The sequence below is a fragment of the Psittacicella hinzii genome, from assembly GCF_003585935.1.
Taxonomy (GTDB): Bacteria; Pseudomonadota; Gammaproteobacteria; order Enterobacterales; family Psittacicellaceae; genus Psittacicella; species Psittacicella hinzii.
The window spans coordinates 1-4303 of sequence record NZ_NRJG01000077.1; the positions used below are offsets into that span (position 1 = coordinate 1).

Below are 4303 nucleotides of genomic sequence, written 5' to 3' on the forward strand. Positions count from 1 at the left end.
TATAAGAGAGAAACTCTCCTTGATATTCATCTCTCTACTCTTTTTTCAGACTAGCTCCTAGCTTTAAATAATTTAGAACTTTTTTAGAACTATTAAGAAGTATGTAAAAAATAAGTATGCCCAAAGGCATAACTAAAGTTCTAAAATTTTGTCTAAAAAGAATAAAGAGTACATATTTGATATTTATTTAGCATAAACCACATGGCTGACAAAGCATTAAGAACCCATTTTAAATCTTTGGTTTCTTAAGCTTGATCCCGACAAACACATAATTATCTTTCTTATAGGCATAGACTTTTTTAGGCATTAAGTCTTAAAGTTATTTCTTAGTTATAAAGTTCAGCTTAGGCTATTTACCTTGCCTCTGTCTGGTGACATATCGTCATAAAACGACAGATCAGCAAGCCTCGATTATTAATTCAAGACATATCTATTATTAATATTCTTCACCTTAATAAGGACTATGGTTAATAAATAATAGCTAGAACTCATTATTAAGTGGACAAAATAGTCTTAAGTTAACGCAAATAACTACATACCTCTTTCCTCTATTATTTCTCATAAGTACACTTCTTAGAAGCATTAATCTTCTTAAGCTAAATTAGCAATTAGCCTTAATTTTCTTTAAGAACAGGTAGTTAATCCAATTTAACTCCTATGCTTGTAAGATTGCCCCTTATCTTAACTTCTAACCTCAGCAACACGTGTATGAGTTTATTATTTCTTTTTGATATTTTCTTAAAAGCAAGCCTAATGGTGCAAATCATTATGGTAATCTTGCTTAGCCTTTCAATTTGGTCTTGGACTCTAGTTGTTAATCGTTTCTTCTACTATCGTAAAGTTCGTAAACAAGATATGGCATTTTCACGCATTTATGCTGAAGGTGTAGGCTTTGCGAAACTAATCAGCTTTACCGAACAACAAAAATCACTGATTGGTATGGCGCGCGTTTTTGCTGAAGGTGTTTCTTCATATAAAACCATTAGCAACATCCGCTATCAAACTCCAGAAGCTTTAATGGATCTTATTAACCGTAAAATGGCTTCAACTATTGCCGAAGAAATTGAAGATCAAGACTTCGGGTTAAATATTCTTTCAATTATTACAGGTATTTCACCATACATCGGTCTTTTCGGTACAGTATGGGGTATTATCGAAGTGTTTACTAGTTTAGGTAGTGCAGAACAAGTAAACATTCAACTAATTGCTCCAGGCATTTCAGAAGCCCTAGTAGCGACAGCTATGGGTCTTTTCGTAGCGATCCCTGCATTAGTGTTCTATAACATTTTCAATCGTAAAGTTAATTTCAATGAAACTAACTATTACAATTTCCAAGATACGTTTACCGCAGTAATTCAAGAAGATGTACACCGTCGCTTACGCCAAGCTAATGCGCAAGCTACGCAACCTACTAACACTCAACCATAATTTCTGCAAGGACGTACCAACATATGCACCCAAATCGTAGACGCTCTGCGGGCCTACGTCCTAGTCGTAAAACTGAAATTAATATGATCCCGTTTCTGGACGTATTATTAACTATGTTGTTAATCTTCATGATTGCAACCCCTACGGTTAACAGTTCTATCGACGTATCTGTACCGCAAAGTAGCGTAGCTAAAGTATCAGAACAAGTTGCAGATAAAGATATTTTAGTAGTTGAAGTTCACTCTGACGCTACCTTTACCCTGCTCTTTAACACTGATAAATACACAGATTTAGATCAAGGACAACTGCAAGCACAAATCAATCGCGTGCTGCAAGGTAAAAAACCAGAGAACTTAATTGTACAAATTGCAGCAGATAAGGCTTCAACCTACAGTAGTGTAGTAAATGCTTTAACTCTGCTCAAACAGTACGGCATAGTTGATGTCGGGTTAATTACCGCACCTGCTTCAGGTGACAAATCCGCAAGCAACTAGCTTTCACCATTACCCCTTAACCTGAGAGTATTCTATGGTAACAAATCGTAAAGGTATGTGGTGGCAATTTCTCATTGCATTTTTACTCCATGCAAGTGTATTATTGTTTTTAATTAAATGGGACGATGACCCACAAAAACTCGAAATTCGAGGTATTGCAGGGGCACTACATAAAAAAGATGGTAGTGCTGACGCTATTGAAGCGCCTATTAAAATCTCATTACAAACCGGTGGTGTTGCTGACGCGCGTCAAATCATTGCCTCGCGTAAACAAGCCGAACAACAAGCACAAGCTGAACAAGCACGTTTAGAAGCCATTCGTAAGCAACAAGAAGCTAAACAAATTGCCGACGAAAAAGCTCGCATTGCTGCGCAAGAGCAAAAGCAATTACAGCAACAACTCGAACGTCAAAAAGAGTTAGCCGCTAAACAAGCTAAACAGCTTGAAGGACAAGTGACGGATAAAGAACAAGATAAAAAACTTGCTTCGACTAACAACCCGTCACCGGTTAATCAGCAACAACAAAAACCAAATAAAGATACTACTACACAAAACGCTACCCAAGCCAGTAAAGCGCAGCAAGCTGCTCCAAATCGTAGACAGCAAGATGCACAACGTAAGGCAACAACTCAAGCGCAACAAGATTCGCAAGCGATTAATGCTGCCTTAAAAGATATTACCGGTGAAGGTGGTGGTGATGGTGTAACGCAAAATACACCAGACGCTGATCCATTTGAGCGATATAAAGCGAAAGTGCAGAGTGAAGTAAACGCAAACTTTATCTTCAACCCTGCATACATGGGACAAGATTGCCGTATTGAGGTAAACATTGCTCCAGATGGTCGCTTAACTATCTACCAAAACCAACAAGTAGGAACAGCCGGAGTTTGTGCTTTAGGGATGCAAGCAATTGTTAAAACCCAAAAAGTTACAGCTCCACCACCATCAATTATTGATCGTGTACGTAACGTAACCTTATTATTTAGTGTACGTAACTAAAATGTTAAAAGCCTCTCAAACGAGAGGCTTTTACCTTATTTATCTCATGACTAAAGCAACAACTCAACTCCTGCAAAACGAACCAACAGAGCAAAACAACAATACAGATAACTTTGATCAAGTAACTCCTTGGCAAGCCAGCTTAGCTAAGCGTATACCTCCCTTACCTTTATTAATTCCGCTACTTGCTCTGTTAACCATTTGTGCGGCTTTTGTAAATGATGCCTTTTCTCCAGCCTTACAGAGTATGGTGCATGATTTCAATACCACTATTGAAAATATGCAAAAAGTAATCTCGTACAATCTAATTGGTATGGGGATCGGAACTTTAATTTTTGGACCATTTATTGATCGTTACGGACGTAAAACGGCTTTGATTTTTTGTTCTCTTGCTGGCATTATTGTAAACTTTACCATGATCCATGCTCCAAATTATCATAGCTTGATTGTTATTCGTATTTGCCAAGGGATTATTTTTGGTGGACTAAGTTCAACTCCAGAAGTAATGATTAAAGATATTTTTAGTCCCCGTAAGTTTGTTATTCACAACGCTTGGTTAATTACTTTGTTTTTGTTCGGACCAGCACTAAGTCCATTAATTGGAGGTTATATCTTTGTTTGGGCAGGTTGGCACTGGATATTCTATAGCGTCTGTATTTTCTTAGCTTTAGGGATTATCTTTATTCTCTTTTACATTCCTGAAACGCTCGATCCAAGCAAAGTACAAGCCTTTCGCCCTAAACAAATAGCTCAGAACTTTAAACAAATCCTAACAACCAAACCAGCGGTGCTCCTGATTATTATCAGCACTACCTTAACCGTAGCAGTATTTGGTTTTCCAACTTTATTACCGGCTATTTATTTAGTGGATTATCATGTTGCTCCGGATAAGTTTGGTTACTTTACTTTTAGTTTAGTTCTGCTGCAAATAGTTGGTATCCAGCTCAACAAGTTCATTATGAAACGCGGCTTATCACCGCTTAAGGTTTGGTTAGCAGCAACAAGTGTACAAGCTATATTTACGCTGGCTAATTTTGTAGTTGCGGCTAAGTTCTTAAGTGTACCAAGCATTATTATCGTCCTTGGCTTAAATATGTTGCTTAATGGCTTCCAAATTGCCAATATGACGATTCTTTATTTAATGAACTTTCCATCCTTTACAGGTACAGCCGTTTCCCTACTTACTTTTATTAGATTAGTAGTTCCAGGATTAATTATTGGTTGGGTAAGTATGCTACCAAGACATATGGGAGCTACCTTACTCTTACTTAATGCTGGATTAATCTTAATTTGCACTTGCTTAGCTTGGGTGTACTATTTATGCTTTTCCTCAAAGCATATTTCGCACAAGTCCAATTAATCCCATAAATTAATCCCCGTA

The 4303-nt window shown here is 37.3% G+C and carries 4 protein-coding genes; all 4 read left to right on the top strand.

The genetic code is table 11. The features are described from left to right. The first annotated feature begins 708 nt into the window (after positions 1-708). Genes CKF58_RS04585 through CKF58_RS04600 form a run of 4 tightly spaced genes read left to right on the top strand, consistent with a single transcriptional unit; the run spans position 709 to position 4282 of the window. On the top strand, positions 709-1428 hold the full coding sequence (locus tag CKF58_RS04585) for a MotA/TolQ/ExbB proton channel family protein (protein WP_222987707.1): 720 nt from the start codon (positions 709-711) through the stop codon (positions 1426-1428). Between the two features lie 23 nt (positions 1429-1451). Further along, a complete protein-coding gene (locus CKF58_RS04590; RefSeq protein ID WP_119531437.1) occupies positions 1452-1922 on the top strand; it encodes a biopolymer transporter ExbD in 471 nt (156 codons plus the stop codon). A 34-nt stretch (positions 1923-1956) separates the two neighbouring features. Continuing rightward, positions 1957-2922 (top strand): cell envelope integrity protein TolA, encoded by a 966-nt coding sequence (gene tolA, locus CKF58_RS04595; protein ID WP_119531439.1) that lies wholly within the window; start codon positions 1957-1959, stop codon positions 2920-2922. 46 nt (positions 2923-2968) lie between these two features. Then, the gene (locus tag CKF58_RS04600) at positions 2969-4282 is read left to right on the top strand and encodes an MFS transporter (RefSeq protein ID WP_222987708.1); all 1314 of its coding nucleotides are present in this window, start codon (positions 2969-2971) and stop codon (positions 4280-4282) included. The last annotated feature ends 21 nt before the right edge of the window (positions 4283-4303 follow it).